Raw genomic sequence first — 20,675 nt, forward strand, 5'->3', positions numbered from 1 at the left:
ACAAGATTTGTATTCAATCCATGTTGCAAAGCGACCGAAGCAATTGAAACGTCCGGTGCTTTACAAGCCTGAACGATCTGCTGTTTAAATTCAGCACTGTATGTTCTTCGTTTTTTCGCAAGAGATGCGATGGATGTCTGGTGATTTGTAGTCATAAATTTTAGTCCCCACTTGTTTTTAAGTGGGGACTAAATTAAGGCTTATAGGATGAATTCATAAGGTGTGTTCAGCGGACGCTTACTTTCCTTTAGACAGCGTGGCAGAAAATGAAATATTTATACTGTCTAGCACGACCGCATCCCATAAAAAAATCCACCAAAGGGCGGATTTAAAACTTAATTCATCTTTTCAATGCAATCGACGCTTTTATATGGCAGCAGCTGGACGAAATAAAGCATCGATCTGTCGCTGTACGCCAAGTACATAATCAATTGCTTGCTGCATTTGCCCTTCGGGTAACTGATCTTCTGTGCCAATACAAGTAATGACATGATCCAGTTGCTGCGTGAAATTAAAGACTGGAATACTAATCGCATTGATCCCAGCCATCATATCTCCTGTGACTGAAGCATAACCTTGACTCAGGATTTTCGCTTTCAGCTCTAAAAAATCTTCCCAATTTGCAGGATACTGCTCTGACTTAACGCTACTTTCCCATTCTTTTTCCAATAATGGCTTGATGATGTGCTCAGACTGATAGCAGGCATGCAAGCGCCCTGTCGCAGATTTCAGCAGCGGCATGCGTGAACCGACTCGGGTAATAATATTAAAGACATGGTTAGATTCTAGAGACTGAACCACGACCGCGCCATCGGCAAACCATTTACTGACATGAATACTGCAATTCAGATGTTGCTGAATGTCCTGAATATAACGCTGGCTTAATTCCAGCATATCTGTTCGTTTGAGTGCATTCACCCCAAAAGCATGTGCACGCTCACCTAAACTATAACGCCCATCCGTTAATTGCTGAGCATAGCCTTTACGAATCAAGCTCACCACATAACGGTGTACTTTGGCCGGATGCATGGATAAAACTTCGGACAGCTCTTTTAACATCATCGGTGCATTATGTGCAGTTAATGCATCTAATACGGTTAATCCAACTTCCAGAGACTGAACCCCTCCCTGTATTTTTTCTTCCTCAACACTCATCGCTTTACCCTGCATAGCTGCATTAGTTGTCATAACTCCATTGGTGAATTGTACTACTTAAATCAAAAATGTGAGCCATCTAAACTTGACTCTCTCATTCAGAGTAGTATAGCTCAATAATTTACACTATTCATAAATAAATTATTTATTGCGTAATTTTAAAATATAAGTATGATTCTATCTAGAACTTAAATTTTCCACGGAAAGGATCAATATCCATGAGCAAACGCTTGAAGTCATTTGTTGAAATTGCTGCACATTCAGATTTCCCGCTAGAAAACCTGCCTTATGGCATTTTTAGTGAAAAACACAATTCGCAGCCTCGTGCTGGCGTAGCACTGGGAGAATGGGTAATTGATCTGGCGGTACTGGAAGCGCATGGTTATTGCAAAGTGGCAGATGGCAAACTGCTCTTTAATCAGCCGACACTGAATTTGTTTATTGAATCAGGTCAAGCCAATTGGTCTAAGGTCCGCGCTGAATTACAAGTTTTGTTGTCCGCAGATAATCCTGAACTTCGTGATAATCAGACCCTGCGTGATCAGGTTTTCTTCAAACAATCAGACGTTAAAATGCATATGCCTGTAAACATCTCAGGCTATACCGATTTCTATTCGTCTAAAGAACATGCCACCAATGTCGGTTGCATGTTCCGTGACCCGAAAAATGCGCTGCTGCCCAACTGGTCAGAACTCCCTGTTGGTTATAACGGTCGTGCCAGCTCGGTCATTGTGAGTGGTACAGACATTGTCCGTCCATCAGGACAAATCAAGCTGCCAGATTCAGAACGTCCCGTATTTTCTGCTTGCCGTAAACTCGACTTTGAACTTGAAACTGGTTTTATCGTAGGCAAGGCAAGTCAGCTGGGTCAACCTGTTCCAATTGAAAACGCTTGGGATCATATTTTCGGTATGGTGCTGTTTAATGACTGGTCTGCTCGTGACTTGCAGCAATGGGAATATGTGCCACTTGGTCCGTTTAATGCCAAAACTTTTGCGTCGTCTATTTCACCTTGGATTGTGACGCTGGAAGCACTTGAGCCATTTAAAACCAGTTCGCCTGAACAAGAGCCAAAACCTTTGGCTTATCTGTGTGAAGACAACAGCAGCAACAGCTATGACATTCATCTTTCGGTTGAAATTCAGCCTGAGAATGACGAAAAAAGTGATGTGATCTGCACAACCAACTTTAAATATATGTACTGGTCCATGGCTCAGCAGCTGACACATCATACGATTGCGGGCTGTAACTTGCAGGTCGGTGATTTGATGGGTTCAGGGACCATTTCAGGACCAACCCCAGATTCTTATGGTTCATTACTCGAAATCACATGGAATGCCACCAAACCTTTAACGCTATCAAATGGCGAACAGCGTAACTTCATTCAAGACGGTGATACCGTCATTATGAAAGGCTATTGTGAAAAAGATGATTTGCGGCTTGGTTTTGGTGAAGTCAGCGGCAAAATTCTGCCAGCAATGGATTTTGGTTTTACCCAATAATTGCAGACTAGGATGTTGCCCATGAAACTGTATACCTATTTTCGTAGTTCTGCGGCTTACCGAGTTCGTATTGGCCTGAATTTAAAAGGTCTGGCCGCTGAACACGTACCTGTGCATTTAGTCAATAATGGCGGTGAACAGCATAGTGAAAGCTACCGTCAAATCAATCCTAGTGAGCTGGTGCCCGCATGGGCAGAGCAAGATTTTGTTCTGACTCAATCGCTAAGCATTCTTGAATATTTAGAAGATAAATTCCCAGACACGGCCCTGCTCCCTCAAGACTTGCAGCAGCGTGCTTTGATCCGTGCATTTAGTTTAAGTATCGCCTGCGACATCCATCCGCTCAACAACCTACGGGTACTTCAGTACCTGACGAGTACATTGGAAATAAGTGATGCGCAGAAAACGGCTTGGTATAAACATTGGGTTTTAACGGGCTTTAAAGCCCTTGAAGCACAACTGGAACAGTCAAATGGAAAATTCTGTTTTGGCAATCAGCCGACCCTCGCGGATTGCTGCCTGATTCCACAAGTCTATAACGCTCTACGTTTTAATCTTGATTTATCCGATTATCCAAAAATTTGTTCGATCTATACCCATTGCAACAGTTTAGAGGCTTTTCAACACGCTGCACCTGAAATGCAACCTGAAGCCGCTTAAGTTTTTTATAAGGATATAAAAATGACCATTCAAATTGAAAAAATCCACCATGTGGCCTACCGTTGTAAAGATGCCAAAGAAACGGTGGAATGGTACAAAAAAAACCTAAATATGGATTTCATTCTCGCCTTTGCTGAAGACCATGTACCTTCAACCAAAGCCTTTGATCCCTATATGCACCTATTCCTAAACGCAGGAAACGGCAATGTGTTGGCTTTCTTTGAACTGCCAACCCAGCCTGAAATGGGCCGCGATGAAAACACCCCAAAATGGGTGCAGCACATTGCACTCAAAGTCAAAGACCGTCAGGCACTGATTGATGCTAAAGAACACCTAGAAGCCAATGGTATAGAGGTCTTGGGCATTACCAATCATGGTATTTTCCACTCAATTTATTTCTTTGATCCAAATGGCCACCGTTTGGAACTGGCCTATGACGATGAAAAAGCGCCACAAAAAATTGCCATGATTACAGAACAAATGAAATATGACATGCTGGAAGAATGGAGCAAAACCAAACGCGCCCCGCAGCATACGCATTTCCTACATGCAGATGAACTAAGTCATAACTCTCGTACCGCCAAAATAGATGCATAAATTTGGCGAAAGTTGTGCTGATCGCGAATGCCTTTAGAAGTAACCTCAACGATGATTAAAAAAAGTCAAAGCAGCTTCGGCTGCTTTTTCTGATATAAACAGGCAGCTATTCTTATTTTAATTAGAAACTTAGAGTACCTTAAATCTCCTATCAATCATCAATAATTGCTTTCCATTTGCTTCACGGCGAATCCTATTTCCATCATCATCCGTATCGAATCAAATCGAATTGTTCATGCATGAAACCTATCTACGCATCCCTTTAAACTTATAGGTTTAAGCACCAGTCAAATAGGCAGCAATTTCATCAGCCGCAGCTCTTGCTGTTCTGGACACTCCAATTAAAGTCGCCGATGCCATGCCTGTCCACTCACCATAGCCAACCAACCATAAATTATTTACTTTCATTGAACGCCCATTATGAACAGCAACCGTTTGATCAGGCTCTACCACACCAAGACCTCTTAAATGATTAAGTGCAGGGTTAAATCCTGTACACCAAATGACAGCATCTACGGCTTGTGTTGTACCATCCGCCCAAACAACTGAATGTTCTTCAAATGCGTTAAACGGTTCTCGGCTATCTAATACGCCACGTTCACGGGCCTCTTTGACAGTGTCTATCATGACAATATCTCCCAAGCCACCTGCGAGTTGTTCCAAACTCCGACCTTCCTGTTGTGCTTTTAAACGCTCCGTTGCACGAAGAAACAAGACTCGCCCATCCACATCATCCGATAAAAATGCTGGTGCTGTCGTCGTGACCCAAGTCGTTTCTGCCACTTTTGAAACTTCGGCAAGAATTTGTGCACCAGAGTTGCCACCTCCAACCACGATCACTTTTTTATTAATGAAAGGCTCTGGATTTACGTAATGAGCTGAATGTATTTGTATCCCTTCAAATCGCTCATGTCCTTCATAATGTGGAATATAAGGTTGACTCCATGTTCCTGTAGCACTGACCACAGCCTTTGCCCGCCAATATTGATCTCCAGCATACACATCTAAATAGCCATCTTTTTGTTCAATATGATTCACATGTACAGGACGAATGATCGGAAATTGATAACGTTGCTCGTATGCCGACAAATATTCGATCACTTCATTTCGCGTTGGGTAGTTGTGTTCTGTTGTGGGCATCATCCAACCTGACAACGAACTCCATGTATGCGGTGAAAAAAGACGTAGCGACTGCCAAGCATGCAGCCATGCGCCACCCGCCTGCGTTTGATCATCTAAAATCACAAATGGAACTTTTTTACGTTTGAGAAAATAAGCTGTAGCAAGTGCCGACTGACCACCACCAATAATAACCACATCGACTTGTGCTTGTAGTTGTGCCAAAGCATCTCTCCTCTTGATTATAGTGAAGCCATATTCATAATTAAAAAAGCCCAGTCTATTCAACAAACTAAGTGACTTTTAAAAACTGATCAAATCTGTAATTGGACTTTTCAATTACACAAGCTACTTTTCAACATCTTTGATCATCTAGAGTTTATAAACTCCGTTGATTGACACGCTTAGATAATTCTTCTGCCGACTCTTTTCGCTCTGAATAGCGGTCTGTAAGGTACTGACTTTGCCCACGCGTCAGTAGCGTGAATTTATACAGCTCCTCCATAACATCGACAATTCGATCATAAAAGGCTGAAGGTTTCATTCGTCCATCTTCTTCAAACTCTAAAAAAGCTTTGGGAATAGACGATTGGTTTGGAATGGTGATCATGCGCATCCAGCGGCCTAAAATACGCATCTGGTTTAAGCTATTAAAAGACTGCGAACCACCACTGACTTGCATGAGCGCCAAAGTCTTGCCTTGGGTTGCACGAATCGCACCACCTGCCAGTGGAATCCAATCAATTTGTGATTTAAAAATTGAACTCATGGAGCCATGACGTTCCGGCGAACACCATACCATGCCCTCTGACCATGCCAAAAGTTCATGTAGTTCTTTGGCTTTTGGATGCTCCATATCCGCATCTTCAGGTAAGGGCAAGCCCTTAGGATGAAAAATTTTTACTTCAGCGCCAAACTGCTCCAAGATACGACCAGCTTCCATCACCGCCAATCGGCTGTATGAACGCTCACGGTTAGAGCCATAGAGCAGCAAAATACGGGGTGGATGATCTAGCACTTTGGCCTGTACTTTTTCTAAAGTCGGCTGATCCAAAAGATTCATATCTACATTTGGGAGAGTCATAGAAATTACACCTCTGCTTTAAAAAACTTTTTTCTAAGCCACAAAGACACACTGACTAAAGCAATCAGCACAGGCACTTCAACCAATGGTCCAATCACCGTCGTGAATGCGACTGGTGAAGCTAAACCAAAGGTCGCAATCGCGACAGCCAGCGCCAATTCAAAGTTATTCCCCGCAGCAGTAAAAGAAATTGCTGTGGTTTTAGGATAGTCATTCCCCATCCATTTGCTCATGAAGAAGCTGATGAAGAACATCACGATAAAGTAAATCGTCAATGGAATCGCAATACGTAAGACATCCATCGGTAAGCTCACTACGTCGTTCCCTTTGAGACTAAACATCGCCACAATCGTGAACAATAACGCCAACAAACTCAGTGGACTAATCTTAGGTAAGAAGACATGTTGATACCAATCCAGACCTTTAGCTTTTACTAGAGTGAATCGCGTCATAAAGCCAAGGAAAAATGGAATTCCCAAATACACCAGTACCGCATGGGTAATGGTCCAGAAATCGACATTGATTACCTGTCCAGCAACACCAAAATATGGCGGCAAGAAGGTTAAGAATAGCCAAGCATAAGTACTGAAGAATAAGATCTGGAAGATACTGTTAAAAGCTACCAATGCAGCAACATATTGGTTATCCCCACAGGCCAAACCGTTCCACACCAAGACCATGGCAATACAACGAGCCAGTCCTATCAAGATTAAGCCTGTCATGTATTCAGGATAGCTGTGTAGAAAAATGATGGCTAATGCAAACATCAGAACAGGTGCGATGAGCCAGTTTTGTACTAAGGATAGCGTCAGCGTTTTCTTATCTTTAAACACCTGTGGCAAAGCTGCATAGTCTACTTTTGCTAATGGTGGATACATCATCAGAATCAAACCAATCGCAATTGGAATATTGACAGACTCCACACTCATTTTATCCAATGCCACTGAGGCTTGTGGAAAGAACACACCGATCGCAATTCCCAACCCCATCGCGATGAAAATCCATAGCGTGAGGTTACGATCTAAAAATGACAGTCTTTGTTGAGCCATGATGTTCTCATTCAATATCTGAGATGTGATTGATTGAAGCAATCAATTCAGGACGAGACATGTGCGCTGTATCCAGTGCAAATAACGCATCTAAACGACGATTGATATGGTCTACAGTCACTTGGAATGCTTTGAGCTTCTCTTCTTTCGGCAAGTCTAAATGCGAAGGATCAGCCAAGCCCCAATGTGCCTTGATTGCTCCACCTAAATACAGTGGACACGCTTCTTGCGCAGCCGAATCACAAACCGTAATCACTACGTCAGGTTGATATTGTTCACAATCATCAATGGTTTTACTCCACAAACCATCTGTTGAAAGACCTAGATTTTCTAAAGTTTCAATGGTCAATGGATGTACTTGCCCTGATGGCTTACTACCTGCACTGTATGCTTTCCAACCCTCTGGGGCACGACTATTAAACAGCACTTCGGACAAAATGCTACGGCAACTGTTTCCAGTACACAAAAAAAGGAATTTCATATTGTTCTACTCGCAATAACTATTGATTTGTTGAAATGATGGAGCAACTTTTGGCTGTAAATCAGCATTTTTAAGGGTGTTAAGTACGTCTACGCACCAAGTGGGTAAATTAGGGTTGAGACTGTAATAGACCCATTGCCCTTGACGTCGATCTTGTAAAAGACCTGAAGAACGCAGTAAGGCTAAATGCCGCGAAATCTTAGGTTGGCTGAGTTGTAGTTTTTCAGTCAAATCACAAACACACTGTTCATTATTTCCAAGAACCAACATGACGATATTGAATCGCGTTTCATCAGCTAAACATTTAAAAAAATTGATTTGATCCATACTTTCACCTACTCAAACCTCTGGATATAACCATACTCACAGATACCCATGACATATTTATTTTAATCGCTGCCCATTTTCATCAAGCACTTGTTCACCGTCTTCTTTAGTAAAAGCACCCTTTTGTGGGAGTGGCAGAATTTCTAAAACCAATTCTGACGGACGACTTAAACGAGTTCCTAATTCAGTCACTACAAATGGACGGTTAATCAAAATTGGATGCTGCAGCATAAAATCTAAAAGCTGTTCATCCGTCCAGTCCTCACGGTCCAACTCTAGATCACGATAAGGATCAACATTCTTACGAATCGCTTCTCTCACCGTTAAACTCGCATCCGCGATCAGCTGAATAAGTTCATTTTTAGATGGAGGATTGACAAGATATTCAATGATTTCAGGTTCAATATTGGCATTACGAATTAACGCCAATGTATTGCGTGATGTACCACATTCTGGATTGTGATAAATCTTAATGTTTGGAGTAGCAGTCATTTGCTCAAACTCAATTGAATCTTTATATATATTTATATATGAATAATCATATATATGCAACTCCATATTTAAAGAATGAAAAATGATCTTTTTTGAATATATAGTGATCGAATGAGCATGTTAAAATTAGATAAAATACAAGATTTAGAGGTCAAGCTATGGAAACAGTCATGATTACTTTGATCTTAATTATTATTTTGATTTTCCTAGTCATATTTTATAACAAGAAAAAATAAACTATGGCTTTTGGGTTTACGGATAGACTCAGTAATGTCCCCCAATTAATCGGTAAAAAGGTAAGACTGCTTTTTGCTCTCTTCTCAGCTTAGGAATTTCTGAATTATAGCCCATAAAATCAGCAACGCCCTCTAACGCTGTCATACAGCGTTAGAGGGATAATGATCTCAAGATTGTATTGCTTCGGATGTCAAATTTGCCTTATTAGGCACCCTCACCAGCCCAAACCATATCCACTTTTTTAAGCATTACTTAATGCACTGGCTAAATCCCCACTGCCCTTCAAGTCAGACACCTGTCCCTCCAAAGGCTGACTAAATTCAATACGCTGAATCTTTGCTGCCCGCTCTGCGGAGAACACTGGGATTTGACTCATCGCAAATTCAGACAGTGCGGTAATGGTCAGTGAGGGATTCACACCTAAATTTCCCGGCACAATTGAACCATCTAATACGCGTAAATTTTGATAACCAAAGACTTGACCGGTGAAGTCCACCACACCATTGTTACGGTCATTACCCATCGCAACGCCACTCATAATATGTGCTGTCGTTGGCGTTCCCAGTAGAATTTCAGTAAGTGCAGAACCTGGCTCTCCACCCAACTTTTGTGCAATCATTTTAGTGGCTTCTTCAGCCGCAGGGAATGAAACGGTGAGTGGTGTGTCTCCTTCTTTTTGCACGGCAGTAATACTATTCTGGAACAGTCGATACCACTTTCTACGCCATTCAAAATGAATAAACGCTTCAGACTTTTGCATTACCAATAAAATAATAGAGTCTTTGGCTTTACCCTTATAACGCAGTACTTTAAAGGTTTTTAAGGGATGCAACAGTGTATTAAAAACAAACTTCATAAAGCGCATAAAACCCTGACCAGTCACCATCGGCACATATGGAATATAAATCCATGAAGCATCTGCACCTTCAGGGAAACGTGTGACCTCGATATTGGTATCTGCATCGACCGAAATAAAAGAGCTGATTGCTACCCCATCATCCAGTTTTTTTCCTGTGTTGTTTACTGTGGTCAGGGTTTCCGAATTCGTCCGAACCTCCTGTCCTAGCAATGAAGAAATATTGGGTAAAGTCTTATGCTGATCACGCATTTTTAACAACATCGGTACCGTACCCATCACCCCAGCAGATAACACTACCCCACGACTGCGCAAACTATACTGACGAACTTGTTTCCCAAGGCTTTCTTTGACTATTACTTCGTAACCTGCGCTACCATCTTCATTCAATGGTGTAATTTTCACCACTTCTGAACTTGGACGAATTTCAACGCCATTACGCTCAGCAAAATACAGGTAATTTTTCATCAGGGTATTTTTGGCATTATTACGACAGCCCAACATACAACTGCCACAATAAATACAGGAGTTACGTTCTGGTCCATCTCCATTGAAATACGGATCTTTCGCTACTTGTCCTTCTTGACCAGCTACTTGAGAAAAGAAGACCCCCGTATTCACCGTTTTAAATGAATTTGCATATCCAATTTCACTCGCAACTTCTTTTAATGTGTCGTCTGCAATATTGGTATAAGTATTATTCGCTGTACCTAACATGCGTTGAGCGAGACCATAAAACGGTTTTAAGGTTTCTTTCCAGTCGGTACGAATCTTGGTCCATGCCTCGGACTCAAAAACTGCATCAGGTGGAATTAAGTGTACATTGGCATAAATTTGTGAGCCCCCACCGACACCAACCCCATGCAAAATGGTGGTTTTACTGGTGAAAGTAAATTGCATTGTACCTCTGAATCCCAGTTCAGGCCGCCACAAATAGTTTTTGGTGTCTAAATTGGTGGTTGGAAAATCCTTGTCTTCTCGGCGTAAGCCTTTCTCCAAAATCAGGACTTTATAGCCTTTTTCACTGAGGCGTAAAGCACTGACCGATCCACCAAAACCTGAGCCAATCACGATTTGATCATAATCAAAATCTTTATTATTCATACTATTAACTCCTTTAATAGTTTTATTTTTCTGTTTTTAAATACACCAACCCCTTCACTTCAAAATATCCATCTTGAAGTGAAAAGTGATGTTGAGGTTTTAAAATTTAGGCACTTATGACTTGATGCGGATCAATAAATTCAACAGCCAATTGGCAAATTTTCCATACGGTGGCGCGAGAAACTTCAAACTTGAGAAACCCGCCTGATAAAACACAGGGCGCATTTTAGAAAAAGTCAAAAAGCCTTCATAACCATGATAGTGCCCCATCCCGCTGGCACCGACCCCACCAAATGGCAAGTCATGTTGCCCGACATGAAATAAGGCATCATTGACCGAAACACCACCCGACATAACTCGGCTGATATAAAATTCGACTAAGCTTTTGTTCTTGCTAAATGGATAAAAGGCCAATGGACGATCACGCTGCACAATATAGTCCACTACCTCTTCAGGCTTCTGGTAGGTTTTGACCATCAAGATCGGGCCAAAGGTTTCACGCGTATCAATTTCCATCTCATCATTGCTGTTCAGCACCAAAGTCAGTGGAAATTTTCGTGTCGCCGCATCAGGCTCTTGCTGATTTAAATTAATCAAACTGGCCCCTTTGGCTTCAGCATCTGCCAAGCTATGTACTAAGCGCTGAAATGCGCGCTCATCAATCACAGAAGTATAATCTCTGCTATGAATATCAGGCACATGTTCCTGCACCCAAACTGATGCCGCTTGAATAAACGCTTGTAACCTCGACTCATGTACAAATAAATAATCGACATTGGTACAAATTTGTCCCGCATTAAACTGTTTCACAAACATAATGCGTTCTACAGCTTTCTCAATAGGGTATTCAGGGTCAATCACCGCAGGAGATTTACCACCCAGTTCCAGAGTCACAGGGGTTAAGTTTTGTGCTGCAGCAGCCATGACTTTACGCCCTGTCGCACCAGAACCAGTAAACATCAGGTGGTCAAACGGCAGTTTTGAAAATGCGATGCCCACTTCACCAGTCTCATCGAAAATCTGTAATTTTTCCGCTTTAAAGTATTTGGGACTTAACTCCATCAGCAATTCAGCCAAATGTCTTGAATTTTCAGACATTTTAACCATAGCCGTATTTCCCGCAGCAAACACAGCTGACAACTGTGAAAACATCAAATTAATGGGGAAATTCCACGGCACAATAATTCCAATCACCCCCAGCGGCTGCGGAATCACACGGTTTTTTGCACCAAAATACAGGCTATAATCGACATGTCTTTTTTGCACTTTAGTCCATTGCTTCAAATGTTTGATGCTGCCATTAATGTCATCCGTGACAGTAATAATTTCTGCCAATAAGGTTTCATGACGTGAACGATTGCCATAATCACGATTCAGGGCGTCAATAATTGCTTCACGGTGATCGTTAATCAATGCTTTTAAATTCAGTAAATGTTGCTTACGTTGCGCAATCGTTTCAATGCCTTGTTGATGAAAGCTTTTGCGCTGTAATTGAAAACAATCGTGCAATGTCTGTTCTATCACTGTTTGCTCGATATGAGACTGAACCGTAAGTTGCATATGCTTTTCCTTTCACGGCTAAAAATGGTGATTCAATACTTCTTTTCTATGTTGGTTGAGATAATCTCTTATCCTACTTTAACAAATGGCTTGAATTATGCTTGACTTTTTAGGACACTAAATTGATCTTTTAGGACAACACGGAATGTTGTGATGGGAAGTTATATTCGTGCAGCCAGCCTCGGCGGTTTTGAAGACTTAGTCCGTAGTTATGGCATAAATCCTATAGAAATCTTGAAAGAGATCGGGATTTTACCTGCTTTACTCCGTGATCCAGATTCATTTATTCATTATGATCATTATTTAAATTTATTGGAAAAAGCGGCCTTAGCTTGTCAGGATGATTGCTTCGGTTTAAAACTCGGTGCACTCCAAAATATTAGCACAATCGGTTTGATTGGCGTCTACATGTCCCGACAAACGAGCATACTTGAAGCCTTAAGCGTGGCGCAAAAATATGTCTATTTACATGCTGAAGGCATTGTCTTCCACGTCTCGCAACATAATGCTCTGCTCTGTAAGCTGAACTTTGTGCGTTTAAGTGAATACAACACCGATGTACCACAAAAATCACAACTGGCCATTTGCCTTGTCGCGAATATTTTAAAAGATTTGATTGGCCCGCAGTGGCATGCAGAAAAAATTTGCTTCAAGCAAAAAGCACCACAAAAAGGTGCTCAAACTTTCCAAGCACATTTTTCATGTCAGGTAGAGTTTGAAACCGATGAAGATGCACTTTATTTTCCTGCAAGCTTTTTAAGCTATAAACCCTATAATTTTAATGAAGATGCCATTAATCAACTAATCGTACAGCAGCTTGAAACACAAAGCAGCACCAAAACTGAAGACAATACCGCACTGATAGAGAGTTCAGTCCGCATGCTAATGGCGACAGGAGACTGCAGCATTGAAAAGATCGCGCTGTGTATGGGCATGCATCCGAAAAAGCTTCAGCGCGCTTTAAAAATGCAAGGAACAAGCTATCGAGATATACTCGAAAATGTCCGAAAAAAAGAAGCACTGCGTATGCTTGATGCAGGCAATGTGAATTTGACGGATATTGCTCTACAGTTGGGCTATGCAGAGTTATCTATTTTTAGTCGCAACTTTAAAAGTTGGTTTGGCGTTCCTCCAACCGAGTTAAGAGACAAAAGTCGAAGCCATATTGTATGACTTCTGGTTTTGCTACTTTGTTCAATAATGAGCATACCTCTGAGTTTCAAGATCAAACCAAATGGCAATATTTCCACGATTAATGAGAACTCGGTTATATGAGGAGCAATTGCTTGTACGGTCAATTTTAGGTGCTGGCTTCTTCATTCGGAAATTATATTGCTAAAGATGGCTTTAAGAATAGGTTTGTACAACAAAGCCCATCCTTCTAATCATTTATGGTTCACAGTAGAGCGATAGCGAACTAAAACTCTAAATTTTTTAATAAATTATGCTTTTAACAGTATAACAAAACGATAACTTATTTAAGCCAAGATAGAGTGCTGATTACACCGCTTAATGACCATCTGTCTTCATTCATCTATATTTAAAACTAAGGATTTTTGCTCTTAATATTTGATTCAACTTTTATATATTTTTTATAACACAGCACAATATTCCGCAACAATTATCATTGCTGCTGTAGACAATATTAATCATGTAAAGAACAATAACTTGATCTTATATAAAAATAATCGATAAATGATTTAAAAAATATAATTTTGCATTATAAAACAGTAAAGAAAAACAGTGATACGCATCGCAAAAAGGATTTATGTTCACGCTTAATTGAGTAATTTTTAACCAAAAAATAAATTTTATATTTCAAATTATATATTTATATTTTTCATTAACTTAAGTTTAAAAAATATGTTTTTTTAGTATAAAAACTCTATTGTGATCACTTTTTGAACTGATTAGTTATATCTAGAGCATTTACTCTTATTTTAATTGTGCTATTTTTGTGACACGGAGTAACAAATGATTTCGGTTAACCGACCTCTCCAAAAGCCAAAAAACATAAACACAAAATGAGCAAAAACATTTGCATTTGCACCTCAAGGAAAGAAGTAGAATGAAATTAAAGACATTAACGACAGCGATGATTTTAGCAACTGTACCACTGACGGGAGCATTTGCTGCTGCTCTAGATCGTTCAGGTCAGTCAATCTCTGCATTCTTGCAACCTGGTAATTACTTTGAAGCAGGTATTTCTGTATTAGATCCAGATGTGTCTGGACAGGAAGCTGGCACAAGCGCAACAAATCGTCAAATTGGTGACATGGCTGGTGATTACTACTTCCCAAGTGCAGCCTTAAAACTCCAACCAACAAAGAATTTTTCATTCGGTATTCTATACGACCAACCTTTTGGAGCTGATGTAGCATACTCTGGGACGAACGTTTTCGTTTCAGATGCAACAAATACCATTCTTCCACCAGAATCTTTAGCTGTGATTCGCCAAAATACCATTAATACAACATTCAATAATCTCTCTGCTCAACAACGTGTTGGTGCTGCATTAACTGCACGAGGTGTGGACTTAACCACTACAGCAGGACAACAGGCATTTCAGCAAACATTAACTCAATATAATACTATTGCCCAAGTTAAAGCTGCTATTGATGCAGGTGTTTTAGCTGGTGTTGAATCTGCAGTAGATGCTGGTCTTGCTGATGTCAATGGCTTATTAGGCACAGGCAATACAAAAGTAGAGGTTGATACACAAAATCTTTCCTTCATATTGGGTTATCAACCAACTGAAAATTGGAACATTTACGGTGGTGCAGTTTATCAAACGATTAAAGGAAGTGTTTCACTTCGAGGCCAAGCTTATAGTCTCTATAATGGATATGATGCATCCATTCCTGAAGATAGCGCTGTAGGTTGGTTAGCAGGTTTTGCGTATCAAATTCCTGAAATTGCTTTAAAGGCATCTCTAACTTATCGCTCAGAAGTTGACCACAAAGTTAACGTTACAGAGTCTTTATCAACTCTTAGTGCTTTAGCATTATTGCCAAATGGCGCAGAAGCAGCTGCTGCAATTGCTGCTGCTAGCGGTGAAACAACTATTACCACTCCACAATCTGTTAACCTAGATTTCCAAACAGGTATTATGGCGAATACTGTTGCTTTTGCTAACGTTCGTTGGGTAGATTGGTCTAATTTTTCAATTCGTCCATATAAATTTGGTCTAGTCAGTGAGGCTGTTGGACCATTAGTTAGCCGCCCAAATGGTTTTAATCTCGTTGAATATTCAGATGATCAATGGTCTGTAACCACTGGTGTTGGCCGTAAATTAAATGATCAATGGGCGGGTAACGTTTCTGTAGGTTGGGACTCTGGCGCAGGTAACCCTGTGTCAACGCTTGGCCCAACAGAAGGCTATTGGAACGTTGGTTTGGGTGTTCAATATAGCCCAACGCCAGCAACCTTCATCGCCGGCGGTGTAAAATACTTCTGGTTAGGTGATGCTAAAGCTCAAACTGGTGCTCAATCAGGTGGCTCTGATTATGTAGCAGAGTTTGAAGATAACAATGCTTTAGCTTATGGTTTAAAAATCGGTTACAAGTTCTAACTATTAATGCCGAAAAAACCATCTGTAAAGATGGTTTTTTCATTTTCAACAATGACATCTACACTCTTTTTTATACACTTGTGATTCATTTGTGCAACAAATAAACACTTAAACATTTTGCATAATATTCAATCAGCCACTCAGCATCCAAAAATAAATTCATATAAATCATAAAATTAATATTTTTTTTTAGTGTTTTTACTCTACACAAGTATATTTTTTAACTTTTCAGTTCATTTTACAACCGTAGTTGAGCATTTACTCTTTTTGTATTTATGTTACTTTTCGTGCCAATCACTTACATAAAGCTACAACAAGGAATGTTCCCTATGAAGCTTACAGCTCTTCGCTCGGCTATTTTGCTCAGCTTAATCCCAACAACTTCTGTCATAGCTGGCGGTCTAGATCGATCTGGGCAATCAATGTCTGCTTTTTTTCAATCGGGCAACTATGCTGAAGCTGGTTTTACAGTAATTGATCCAACTGTAGAAGGTACCTCTACAGTTGTTAAAGATGAAAAAATCAGTGATATGGGAGGTGATTACTACTTCCCTTCTGCAGCGATTAAAATACAGGCAACCGATAATATTTCACTAGGATTATTATATGATCAGCCTTTCGGTGCTGATGCAACCTACTCATCAACAGCAGGTACATTTGGTAATGGTATGGAAGGAACGTCTGTTGAAGTTGATACTCATAATCTAACTGCGCTGATTGGTTACCAACCCAACCAAAACTGGAATTTTTATGCAGGCCCCGTATATCAAACAGTTGAAGGAAAAGTTTCATTACGTGGCGCCGCATACGGTGGTACTCGTCTATTAGGTGGCTACGACATAGATCTCAAAGAAGATGATGCTTTCGGTTGGATTGCAGGTGCCGCATACTCTATTCCTGAAATTGCACTTAGAGCTGCTATCACTTATCGCTCTGAAATTAAACATGAACTTGATACTTCAGAAACATTTGCCCTAGGTGCTGCTGTTCGTCCCAACTCAAACACAGAAGTTGTTACACCTCAGTCTGTAAACATTGATTTGCAATCAGGTGTCGCTAAAGATACCTTAGCTTTTGCAAATATTCGCTGGGTACATTGGGATCAATTTGCAGTTAAGCCAACATATTTAGCTGCTGCAACACAAGCTGCAAGAGGTAAAGCACAAAATCTAATCGACTATTCAGATGATCAGTGGTCTATTACAACAGGTCTTTCTCATAAGTTTAATGATAAATGGGCTGGTTCAGCTTCTGTTGGTTATGACTCTGGAGCAGGTAACCCTGTTACGACACTTGGCCCTGTAGAAGGAAACTGGAGTATTGGATTAGGCGCTCAATATAGCCCTGCACAAAGCTATTTCATTGCTGCTGGCGTACGTTACCTATGGTTAGGTGATGCAGATGCACAAACAGGTGGGAATGTTGTTGGTAGCTTTGAAGATAACAGTGCCCTTGCATATGGTATGAAAATTGGCTATCGCTTTTAATAAATCAATGTTAACTAACATTGAAATTTAATAAAAAATGGCGCTAATTGCGCCATTTTTTATTATTTTAAAATCAAAATATTAAGCCGGAATATCACGAACCGAAGCATTACGTATTGCCTCTTTTAAAGCTTCATAACCATGAATTGCAGGGAATTGTGGGAATTCTTTAATCACATTTTCTGGTGCATCAAACAAAAAGCCTTTATCCGCTTCACCTAACATTGTGGTGTCATTATAAGAATCACCTGCGGCGATCACACGGTAATTTAGTCCATGCAATGCTTTAACTGCTTCACGTTTTTGGTCAGGTTGGCGCAGCTTATACGCTGTAATCATACCCTTTTCATCAGTTTCTAACTTATGGCAAAAAATCGTTGGCCAGCCCAGTTGTTTCATTAATGGGTGCGCAAACTCGTAGAAAGTGTCTGATAAAATAATGAGCTGAAAGTGTGTACGTAACCATTCAACAAATTCTTTTGCGCCCGGAAATGGTCCCATTTCAGCAATCACTTCTTGAATATCATTTAAACCTAGACCATGTTCTTTTAATATATTCAAACGCTGCGTCATAAGCACATCATAATCAGGAATATCACGTGTGGTTGCTTCAAGCGCTTTAATGCCTGTTTTTTTAGCAAAGTTAATCCAAATCTCTGGAACTAACACCCCTTCTAGATCAAGGCAAACAACTTCCATTAATACTCCCTTTTATTTACGTGGAAAAATTTTGAACTATCATAGCTTAATATTTGTCTAATGCATTGCTGTTTTTTAAATCTATTTTTTTCATAAGCATTTATTTTTTAGTGATAAGTGGCTTATTTCAACTCTATTAAAATACGCAGCAAATAACGTAATATAGGTCTTGTTAGATTCCAAGCCTATTGCCAGGATACTCATGACAACCATTCCAACTATTGATCTTGTTGATGCTCTCGCAGCTGAATATGCTGATAAATCGCCAAGTGAAATTTTAGCACTTGCACTAAATCAAACGGGTGAAATTGCCATCTCGTTTTCAGGTGCAGAAGATGTCGTACTTATTGATATGGCTGCTAACTTAGGTAAACCTTTTCGTGTCTTTAGCTTAGATACGGGACGTTTACATGCAGAAACGTATCAATTTATCGAGACTGTGCGTAAACACTACAATATCAATATCGAAATTTGCTTCCCAGAAGCAGACGCCGTTCAACAACTGGTCAATGAAAAAGGTTTATTCAGCTTTTATCAAGATGATCATAAAGAGTGTTGTGGTATCCGAAAAGTTCAGCCTTTACGTAAAAAATTGGCGACTTTAGATGGTTGGATTACCGGTCAGCGTAAAGACCAAAGTCCGGGCACACGAACTGAAATTCCAGTTGTTCAAGCAGATGTGGGGTTTTCAGGCGAAGGAAAACAATTGATTAAATACAATCCCCTTGCCAACTGGTCCAGTGCCGACGTTTGGAGTTACATCCGCATGATGGAAGTGCCTTATAACCCATTGCATGAACGCGGTTTTATCTCTATCGGCTGTGAACCATGTACACGTCCAGTGTTACCAAACCAACATGAACGTGAAGGACGTTGGTGGTGGGAGGAAGCGACACATAAAGAATGTGGCTTGCATGCAGGTAATTTGAAAAAGTAAAGACTAAAACCACTGCAAAGCAGTGGTTTTTCGCAACCAATGGATACACACAAAGCGCTCCCATTGTTAAAAAAAATCGATATACTAGGTTTAAGTTCTATAATTCTAACAAGATTGCTCATATAGGAGCGGTCAGATATTGCAGTGAGGCAATCCAGACTATGCGTCCATTACATCCGATTGACTTTATTTTTTTATCACTTGAAAAACGCCAGCAACCCATGCATGTCGGTGGATTATTCTTATTCCAAATCCCTGAAAATGCACCTGCCAGCTTCATTCAAAATTTAGTTGCAGATATTCGTAACTCCAAATCTATTCCTATTCCTCCATTTAACAACAAACTCAACGGCTTATTTTGGGATGAAGATGAAGAGTTTGATCTTGATCACCATTTTCGTCATATCGCACTCCCACAACCGGGGCGTATTCTTGAACTGCTCACCTATATTTCACAAGAACACAGTAGTTTAATTGACCGCGCTAAACCGTTATGGACCTGTCATATCATTGAAGGGATTGAAGGGAATCGTTTTGCCATGTACTTTAAAATTCACCATGCGATGGTGGATGGTATTGCAGGTATGCGTTTGGTGGAAAAATCATTATCACAAGATCCAAATGCAAAGAGTATTGTGCCACCATGGTGTGTTGAAGGTCCTCGTGCAAAACGCTTAAAAGAACCCAACGTCAGTCGCTTTAAGAAAATTATGAATGGCGTAATGGGGCAACTTGAGTCGACACCACGTGTCATGTATGAGCTGTCACAAACAGTCATGAAAGATATGGGACGTAATCCTGATTATGTTTCAAGCTTCCAAGCACCCAGCTCTATTCTGAACCAACGGGTTAGCTCTTCGCGCCGTTTTGCAGCACAGTCTTTTGAGTTTGACCGTTTACGTCATATTTCTAAAAGTCTAGGGGTCACGATTAATGACATCGTACTGGCGATTTGTTCAGGTGCCTTGCGTGAATATTTATTGTCCCAAGACGCACTTCCTAAAAAGCCTTTGATTGCTATGGTACCTGCATCGGTTCGCGATGATGATTCAGCTATGTCGAACCGTATCACCATGATTTTGGCAAATTTAGGCACGCATAAAGAAGATCCATTAGAGCGCCTCGCAATTGTTCGTCGTAGTGTGCAAAATGCCAAAGAAAAATTTAAACGCATGAATTCAAATCAAATTCTAAACTATAGTGCCTTTGTTTATAGTGCAGCTGGGCTCAACATTGCCTCAGGCTTACTGCCTAAACGCCAAGCGTTTAATCTGGTAATTTCAAATGTCCCTGGCCCACGTGAGCCATTGTATTGGAATGGGGCACGACTCGATGCACTATACCCTGCCTCAATCATTTTGGATGGTCAGGCACTCAACATTACCATGACCAGTTATTTAGATAAACTTGAGGTGGGTTTGACGGCTTGTCGAAATGCACTGCCGAAGATGCAGAATCTACTCACACACTTAGAGGAAGAGATTCAACGCTTTGAAGCGATTGTGGGGGTTGAAGGCCCAAAGTTGCAAGCGGTCAGTTGATACCGCAAAACGAATCAGAAACACAAGAATAATCAATAAAACTAAGGGGCTTCGATAAGCCCCTTAGTTTTTAATGCTACGACATTGTTTTAATAATTGATGACACGCAGTACGAATCATAGGTAAGCGTCCGCTGAACACACCTTATGAATTCATCCTATAAGCCTTAATTTAGTCCCCACTTAAAAACAAGTGGGGACTAAAATTTATGACTACA

At 40.6% G+C, this 20,675-nt stretch carries 19 protein-coding genes and 1 pseudogene; 8 read left to right on the top strand and 12 right to left on the bottom strand.

Translation table 11 applies throughout. From position 1 onward, the window contains the following. Both F986_RS17895 and F986_RS10035 read right to left on the bottom strand, forming a co-directional pair. Positions 1 to 155, bottom strand: a 155-nt coding sequence (locus F986_RS17895) for a helix-turn-helix domain-containing protein (RefSeq protein ID WP_004694620.1), incomplete at its 3' end; no start/stop codon positions are given. A 211-nt stretch (positions 156 to 366) separates the two neighbouring features. After that, positions 367 to 1,188 (bottom strand): IclR family transcriptional regulator, encoded by an 822-nt coding sequence (locus F986_RS10035; protein ID WP_004694622.1) that lies wholly within the window; start codon positions 1,186 to 1,188, stop codon positions 367 to 369. Positions 1,189 to 1,373: 185 nt separating this feature from the next. Between F986_RS10035 and fahA the strand changes: the two genes are divergently transcribed. Genes fahA through F986_RS10050 form a run of 3 tightly spaced genes read left to right on the top strand, consistent with a single transcriptional unit; the run spans position 1,374 to position 3,914 of the window. Then, complete coding sequence (fahA, locus tag F986_RS10040) at positions 1,374 to 2,657, top strand: fumarylacetoacetase (RefSeq protein ID WP_004694623.1); 1,284 nt, start codon at positions 1,374 to 1,376, stop codon at positions 2,655 to 2,657. A 21-nt stretch (positions 2,658 to 2,678) separates the two neighbouring features. Continuing rightward, positions 2,679 to 3,317: a maleylacetoacetate isomerase gene (gene maiA, locus F986_RS10045; RefSeq protein WP_004694626.1), complete on the top strand. Its 639-nt coding sequence runs from the start codon at positions 2,679 to 2,681 to the stop codon at positions 3,315 to 3,317. 21 nt (positions 3,318 to 3,338) lie between these two features. Continuing rightward, positions 3,339 to 3,914 (top strand): VOC family protein, encoded by a 576-nt coding sequence (locus F986_RS10050; RefSeq protein WP_004694629.1) that lies wholly within the window; start codon positions 3,339 to 3,341, stop codon positions 3,912 to 3,914. A gap of 276 nt (positions 3,915 to 4,190) precedes the next feature. On the opposite strand, the gene F986_RS10055 is transcribed toward F986_RS10050, so the two are convergent. The 8 genes from F986_RS10055 to F986_RS10090 form a co-directional block, all read right to left on the bottom strand. Then, positions 4,191 to 5,258, bottom strand: a complete 1,068-nt coding sequence (locus F986_RS10055) for an ArsO family NAD(P)H-dependent flavin-containing monooxygenase (RefSeq protein WP_004694631.1) — start codon at positions 5,256 to 5,258, stop codon at positions 4,191 to 4,193. Positions 5,259 to 5,412: 154 nt separating this feature from the next. Then, positions 5,413 to 6,117: an arsenical resistance protein ArsH gene (gene arsH / locus F986_RS10060; RefSeq protein ID WP_004694633.1), complete on the bottom strand. Its 705-nt coding sequence runs from the start codon at positions 6,115 to 6,117 to the stop codon at positions 5,413 to 5,415. A 5-nt stretch (positions 6,118 to 6,122) separates the two neighbouring features. Next, the gene (gene arsB / locus F986_RS10065; RefSeq protein ID WP_004694634.1) at positions 6,123 to 7,166 is read right to left on the bottom strand and encodes an ACR3 family arsenite efflux transporter; all 1,044 of its coding nucleotides are present in this window, start codon (positions 7,164 to 7,166) and stop codon (positions 6,123 to 6,125) included. 7 nt (positions 7,167 to 7,173) lie between these two features. Further along, positions 7,174 to 7,647 (bottom strand): arsenate reductase ArsC, encoded by a 474-nt coding sequence (locus F986_RS10070; RefSeq protein ID WP_004694637.1) that lies wholly within the window; start codon positions 7,645 to 7,647, stop codon positions 7,174 to 7,176. Between the two features lie 6 nt (positions 7,648 to 7,653). Next, a complete protein-coding gene (locus F986_RS10075) occupies positions 7,654 to 7,974 on the bottom strand; it encodes a metalloregulator ArsR/SmtB family transcription factor (RefSeq protein ID WP_004694638.1) in 321 nt (106 codons plus the stop codon). A 57-nt stretch (positions 7,975 to 8,031) separates the two neighbouring features. Further along, on the bottom strand, positions 8,032 to 8,466 hold the full coding sequence (gene arsC, locus F986_RS10080; RefSeq protein ID WP_004694641.1) for an arsenate reductase (glutaredoxin): 435 nt from the start codon (positions 8,464 to 8,466) through the stop codon (positions 8,032 to 8,034). Positions 8,467 to 8,944: 478 nt separating this feature from the next. Further along, positions 8,945 to 10,663, bottom strand: coding sequence for a GMC oxidoreductase (locus tag F986_RS10085; protein ID WP_004694642.1), 1,719 nt, complete (start codon positions 10,661 to 10,663; stop codon positions 8,945 to 8,947). A 114-nt stretch (positions 10,664 to 10,777) separates the two neighbouring features. Then, positions 10,778 to 12,223 carry a coniferyl aldehyde dehydrogenase gene (locus F986_RS10090; protein ID WP_004694644.1) on the bottom strand — a complete coding sequence of 482 codons (1,446 nt, stop codon included), beginning with the start codon at positions 12,221 to 12,223 and terminating at the stop codon, positions 10,778 to 10,780. A 153-nt stretch (positions 12,224 to 12,376) separates the two neighbouring features. On the opposite strand from F986_RS10090, the gene F986_RS10095 reads away from it, so the two are divergent. Next, positions 12,377 to 13,396 carry an AraC family transcriptional regulator gene (locus tag F986_RS10095; protein ID WP_004694646.1) on the top strand — a complete coding sequence of 340 codons (1,020 nt, stop codon included), beginning with the start codon at positions 12,377 to 12,379 and terminating at the stop codon, positions 13,394 to 13,396. A gap of 30 nt (positions 13,397 to 13,426) precedes the next feature. Here the strand turns inward: F986_RS10095 and F986_RS18255 are convergent. Further along, positions 13,427 to 13,543 (bottom strand): annotated as a pseudogene (locus F986_RS18255) (IS5/IS1182 family transposase); the annotation flags it as partial. Between the two features lie 748 nt (positions 13,544 to 14,291). Here F986_RS18255 and F986_RS10100 point away from each other — a divergent pair. Further along, positions 14,292 to 15,794 (top strand): outer membrane protein transport protein, encoded by a 1,503-nt coding sequence (locus F986_RS10100; RefSeq protein ID WP_004694648.1) that lies wholly within the window; start codon positions 14,292 to 14,294, stop codon positions 15,792 to 15,794. Between the two features lie 329 nt (positions 15,795 to 16,123). After that, positions 16,124 to 17,281, top strand: a complete 1,158-nt coding sequence (locus F986_RS10105) for an OmpP1/FadL family transporter (RefSeq protein ID WP_004694650.1) — start codon at positions 16,124 to 16,126, stop codon at positions 17,279 to 17,281. A gap of 81 nt (positions 17,282 to 17,362) precedes the next feature. Here F986_RS10105 and thrH read toward each other — a convergent pair whose 3' ends face one another. Beyond that, entirely contained in the window at positions 17,363 to 17,980 is a 618-nt protein-coding gene (thrH, locus tag F986_RS10110; protein WP_004694653.1) for a bifunctional phosphoserine phosphatase/homoserine phosphotransferase ThrH, read from the bottom strand. A 202-nt stretch (positions 17,981 to 18,182) separates the two neighbouring features. Between thrH and F986_RS10115 the strand changes: the two genes are divergently transcribed. Together F986_RS10115 and F986_RS10120 are read left to right on the top strand one after the other, a co-directional pair. Continuing rightward, complete coding sequence (locus tag F986_RS10115; RefSeq protein WP_004694654.1) at positions 18,183 to 18,917, top strand: phosphoadenylyl-sulfate reductase; 735 nt, start codon at positions 18,183 to 18,185, stop codon at positions 18,915 to 18,917. 161 nt (positions 18,918 to 19,078) lie between these two features. Next, on the top strand, positions 19,079 to 20,458 hold the full coding sequence (locus tag F986_RS10120; protein WP_004694657.1) for a WS/DGAT/MGAT family O-acyltransferase: 1,380 nt from the start codon (positions 19,079 to 19,081) through the stop codon (positions 20,456 to 20,458). Positions 20,459 to 20,675: the final 217 nt, after the last annotated feature.

The sequence above is a fragment of the Acinetobacter johnsonii CIP 64.6 genome (assembly GCF_000368045.1).
Lineage (GTDB): Bacteria > Pseudomonadota > Gammaproteobacteria > Pseudomonadales > Moraxellaceae > Acinetobacter > Acinetobacter johnsonii.